Consider the following 3,930-nt stretch of genomic DNA (forward strand, 5'->3'; position numbering starts at 1 on the left):
ATGGCTAAATCACCAAACTGTGGGTATAGCGAAAGAAATCATGCTATTGTGCGATATTGGAGCTCCCAGGGCACGCTCAATAAGAGATAATGCAATAAAGTACTGTTTAATGAATAATATTCCTACTACACCACAAAGAACCCTTACAGAGGCCATTTTTGAAGTCACAGAACATGATTTAGATTATTTCTATGACAAGATGAAGAAAGAAGCCATTGCTTCACAAATCACGATTCCAGAGGCTACAAGCTATGTCGGTGCATAAATATAGCACTGCAAAAGGTGATAAATGGTATGTGAAATATGGAAATCAGACAAAAAGAGGTTTTAAAACAAAAGGTGAAGCCAAACAGTATGAAGCTAAGTTAAGATTACAAGCCAATTCTCTTCAAGAAACATTATACTTCCATGCTATGATTGATGATTTTTTAGAAACAACTAAAAAAGAAGTTTCTTATGGTACATGGATAAAAAAGAAATATGTCATCGACAAAATTATACTGCCTAACACAAAAAACAAAGATATGAAGAAAATAACAGAAGTCGAATGTCGAAATTTTAAAGATGTAGTTAATGAAACAAAATATTCAACTGCTTATAAAAACTACATACTCAGACAGTATAAATCCATATTTCGATTTGCTACAACATATTACAGGCTTCCTTATAACCCTAGTATTGTGCTAACAACTTTCAAAGATTCATTTGAAGAAATTGCCAGAAAAAGGAGGAAAAAAGAAATGAGTATTAGGACAGAAAAAGAATTCAGACAATTTATAAAATATGTTGATAACATGGAATATAAAACATTATTTATTGTTTTGTTTTATACAGGTCTTCGACTTGGAGAAGCACAAGCATTGACTTGGAAAGATTACAATGGTGAATCATTATATATCGATAAATCATTAACGAAAAAGACAGAACATGGCTTGTATGACATAAAAGACCCTAAAACTGCTTCTAGTATTCGTAAGGTTGCTTTGGGTGATGTATCTTTGATTCTTGATAATTATAAAAATGAACAAATGAAACTCATAGGTTTTGATGAAAGTTGGTTTATTTTCGGTAATGTTAAACCTTTAGCAGCTACAAGCATTACACGTCAAAAAGATATCGCTATTGAAAAAGCAAAAGTAAAACGAATTACCTTGCATGAATTTAGACATTCACATGCTTCTATCTTAATCGCAAGTGGAATAGACATAGTTGCAGTTAGTCGAAGATTGGGACATTCTGATATAAAAATGACATTAAACACTTATGCTCATCTTTTAGAAAAAAATGAAGAGAAATTACTTCAAAAAATTAACTTATCTTCTCAAAATCTTCTCACAAAATAAAAAAGCGCCTTATTTACAGGCGTTTTTAACAAGTGGTGGTCTCAGCCGGAATCGAACCAGCGACACAAGGATTTTCAGTCCTTTGCTCTACCAACTGAGCTATGAGACCATTTGGTTGCGGGGGAAGGATTTGAACCAACGACCTCCGGGTTATGAGCCCGACGAGCTACCAGACTGCTCTACCCCGCGATGTGAAATATTAACTTGAATGGCGGAGAAGCTGGGATTCGAACCCAGGCGCCGCGCTAACGACCTACCGGTTTTCAAGACCGGACCCTTCAGCCACTTGGGTACTTCTCCAATCGTATTGAAATTGGTGGACCCTGTAGGACTCGAACCTACGACCCGCCGGTTATGAGCCGGATGCTCTGACCAACTGAGCTAAGGGTCCATTAAACTCGTTGGTGGCTGGAGTGAGACTCGAACTCACGACCTTCCGGGTATGAACCGGATGCTCTAGCCAACTAAGCTACCCAGCCAAAAATTTAGAAAGTGGTCGGGACGACAGGATTTGAACCTGCGACCCCTTGATCCCAAATCAAGTGCACTACCAAGCTGTGCTACGTCCCGAAAACAAAATAAATGGCGCGCCCAGCAGGAGTCGAACCCACAACCTTTTGATCCGTAGTCAAACGCTCTATCCAATTGAGCTATGGGCGCACATACACAATCAGTGCTCAATTAATATAGCACAGCCTTTCCCCTTTTGCAATGCCTTTTTTTAAATTTTACACGGATTGTCGTATCTATCTGTCAAAAAACGATACCTTCGATGATTTCACAGAACCATTATCTTAACCCATTATTCTTCCTCTATCACTCTTATGTTTTCAAAGATGGGATCTTTTATATTTTGTATAGTTGCCTATTGCCCATCTATACAAAAAGTATAAGTTCCATCTTTATGATGAATCAAATATCCCTGCTCCTGCATTTCTTGCTCGCTCCATTTTCCCTCGGTTCCGGGAGCATTTTCATGATAAGGGTCAAAGATGACAAGATTTGTGACAACAGGAAGCATAAACACAAACAGTAAAATACCTTTATTTGTCTTTTTCTTCTGTTTGGATTCTAAAAGATATTGAACACGATACGATAAAACATTTCTATTTTCCGCTAAGAAAAAGCTCGATGAAAATCGCAATTTCTTCTGTAACACATTTTTAGTTATCTTCTCGTTCATTTCCACTAAAGTCGAAACATAGTCCAACATTTTCTCCTGTGTCATAGAACGTGTTACTTTTTCATCTACACGCATCTCCAATACGATCTGAACTTGATTCTTCAACCAGTACACCGGTAAAAACCACCAATATACGATCGTTAAAAGATTCATCAGCTGTTTGATCCATATATCATGATTTAGAATATGCTGCTGCTCATGCGATAAAATGTGTTCTATTTCCTTTTGTGAATAGGAAACATTTGGTAACAGGATCACTTTTTGCCATCCTAAAACCATAGGAACTTCAATTAAATCCGTCTTCCAAACCGGATAATCATTTTTTGGATTCACCTTCATGAAATCAGAAATATGAAACACTTCACTTTTCTTTTGAATGATTTTTGTAGATCAAACATCCTTTTTAACATATATAAAGAATAAAGAGCGGAAGCTATCATCCCCACAAACCAGAGAATCATGATCACTTCGCCAAACCGATGACCGAATACCATACTGTTTAAAAGGGTCTGTAAAGGATTCATTAAAGCACTAAACGCAATCGTTATAGTAAAAGGAAATTCCACCGGTAAAAAAAGACGGCCCCATATGATCATCGCCAACAATATCAAAAGATCCGTCCGAAATAGAAGATGTGTCTTCTTTCTCTGTATCAAAACATAAAAAAGCAGAATCATCCCCAATGCCATTAATAAAGTAATAAAAATCAAAGTAATAAAAATCGAAGAAGCAGATATATGCATAAAATTATACCCCCCCCCGTTATAAATTTATTATATCCTAATTCTTTGAAAAAGCACATTAAGATTTCATGAGGACATAAAACAGGCTTTCTATTGATTCTTAAATCGAACAAAAAAATTAAGAAAATTTTATAAAATTCAGCGATTGTATTGTGCTATAATACAGCTACGAAAGGGGATTTATCATTAAGGGGTTTTACATTCATGAAGGGGAAACAAATCATAGTCCGGGGTTCTATCCTCCTGTCATTGGCGGCTGTTATTTTTGGCTTGTTTATCAGTGCATGTTCCCATGCGGATATCTTGCCGGTTCGTTCGAACATTGTTTATCAAAAAGGGGAAATTGTAAATCTGAAAGCAGAGAATTTTTTAGACTCCAGCGTATCTTCCGAAGTCTTAAAAAAAGCGATTTTATACTCACCTTTATTAGATCGTGAAAAATATACATTGGATGAAAACTGTAACGTTGTTTCTAAAGGAAAAGACTATTTAGAATGTGGTACGTATCAAGTTTCCATTGCGTGTAAAGATGAAATCAAAACTGTGCAGTTTAAGGTCGTAGAATAGAGTAGAAGGGAGATTTTAATCGCCGCTCCTCTCATTGCACCGTACGTACGGGTCTCGTATACGGCGCTACATTTATATGTTGATGTACAACTTA

Annotated in this window: 4 protein-coding genes and 7 tRNA genes; 3 read left to right on the forward strand and 8 right to left on the reverse strand. The window is 36.4% G+C overall.

Annotated elements, in window-relative coordinates:
• Both U0M88_RS09810 and U0M88_RS09815 read left to right on the forward strand, forming a co-directional pair.
• Nucleotides 1–265 (forward strand): hypothetical protein (locus U0M88_RS09810; protein ID WP_331869696.1); only part of this gene is annotated, 265 nt, incomplete at its 5' end.
• Nucleotides 252–1,343: a site-specific integrase gene (locus tag U0M88_RS09815; protein ID WP_331869697.1), complete on the forward strand. Its 1,092-nt coding sequence runs from the start codon at nucleotides 252–254 to the stop codon at nucleotides 1,341–1,343. The genes U0M88_RS09810 and U0M88_RS09815, both read left to right, overlap by 14 nt.
• Nucleotides 1,344–1,376: 33 nt before the next feature.
• Here U0M88_RS09815 and U0M88_RS09820 read toward each other — a convergent pair.
• The 8 genes from U0M88_RS09820 to U0M88_RS09855 form a co-directional block, all read right to left on the reverse strand.
• A tRNA-Phe gene (locus U0M88_RS09820) sits at nucleotides 1,377–1,452 on the reverse strand.
• A 3-nt stretch (nucleotides 1,453–1,455) separates the two neighbouring features.
• A tRNA-Met gene (locus U0M88_RS09825) sits at nucleotides 1,456–1,532 on the reverse strand.
• A 20-nt stretch (nucleotides 1,533–1,552) separates the two neighbouring features.
• Nucleotides 1,553–1,643, reverse strand: a tRNA-Ser gene (locus U0M88_RS09830).
• 14 nt (nucleotides 1,644–1,657) lie between these two features.
• Nucleotides 1,658–1,734: transfer RNA gene (locus tag U0M88_RS09835), tRNA-Ile, on the reverse strand.
• A gap of 11 nt (nucleotides 1,735–1,745) precedes the next feature.
• Nucleotides 1,746–1,822 (reverse strand) — tRNA-Met (locus tag U0M88_RS09840).
• 14 nt (nucleotides 1,823–1,836) lie between these two features.
• Nucleotides 1,837–1,913 (reverse strand) — tRNA-Pro (locus U0M88_RS09845).
• 13 nt (nucleotides 1,914–1,926) lie between these two features.
• A tRNA-Arg gene (locus U0M88_RS09850) sits at nucleotides 1,927–2,003 on the reverse strand.
• A gap of 205 nt (nucleotides 2,004–2,208) precedes the next feature.
• The gene (locus tag U0M88_RS09855) at nucleotides 2,209–2,865 is read right to left on the reverse strand and encodes a M56 family metallopeptidase (protein WP_331869698.1); all 657 of its coding nucleotides are present in this window, start codon (nucleotides 2,863–2,865) and stop codon (nucleotides 2,209–2,211) included.
• A gap of 608 nt (nucleotides 2,866–3,473) precedes the next feature.
• On the opposite strand from U0M88_RS09855, the gene U0M88_RS09860 reads away from it, so the two are divergent.
• Nucleotides 3,474–3,836 (forward strand): hypothetical protein, encoded by a 363-nt coding sequence (locus tag U0M88_RS09860; protein ID WP_331869699.1) that lies wholly within the window; start codon nucleotides 3,474–3,476, stop codon nucleotides 3,834–3,836.
• Nucleotides 3,837–3,930: the final 94 nt, after the last annotated feature.

The sequence above is a fragment of the Faecalicoccus sp. genome, from assembly GCF_036552745.1.
Lineage (GTDB): Bacteria > Bacillota_I > Bacilli_A > Erysipelotrichales > Erysipelotrichaceae > Faecalicoccus.

What these genes read in the sequence shown, in the direction of transcription:
- U0M88_RS09815 (WP_331869697.1), top strand. Translation starts at nt 252, where the DNA reads ATGTCGGTGCATAAATATAGCACTGCAAAAGGTGATAAATGGTATGTG.
- U0M88_RS09855 (WP_331869698.1), bottom strand. Translation starts at nt 2,865, where the DNA reads ATGAAGGTGAATCCAAAAAATGATTATCCGGTTTGGAAGACGGATTTA.
- U0M88_RS09860 (WP_331869699.1), top strand. Translation starts at nt 3,474, where the DNA reads ATGAAGGGGAAACAAATCATAGTCCGGGGTTCTATCCTCCTGTCATTG.